Source organism: Paenibacillus glycanilyticus (assembly GCF_023715145.1).
In the GTDB taxonomy this organism is placed as follows: Bacteria; Bacillota; Bacilli; order Paenibacillales; family Paenibacillaceae; genus Pristimantibacillus; species Pristimantibacillus glycanilyticus_A.
In genome coordinates this window covers 1-241 of sequence record NZ_JAMBNP010000093.1, presented here as the reverse complement: position 1 = coordinate 241, position 241 = coordinate 1, and the positions used below count along the sequence as shown (strand labels likewise).

The following is a 241-nucleotide window of genomic DNA, read 5'->3' as shown; positions in this document are numbered from 1 at the left end:
GCTTCTACTACTTGCAACTGGTGGCCAGCAAGGTCATAATCAGCAAGTAGCTGCATTAACTGGAGCTTGTACGCGTGCGTAGCCTGTTTGGAACCAACAGAATGACTAGCAAGAGCTATAAGGATTTTAGCTTTTCTCTCGCCCGGTTGACGCTTCATTAGGGACTTCCACCCGTGTACCACATCTTGGGGTTCCAACTTACTGAGTTCTTCTGGTGTCGGGAAAAGACGTAGTGTGGCCA

General features: G+C 49.0%; 1 pseudogene. It reads right to left on the bottom strand.

Annotated elements, in window-relative coordinates:
- Positions 1-241 (bottom strand): annotated as a pseudogene (locus M3194_RS31880) (IS110 family RNA-guided transposase); the annotation flags it as partial.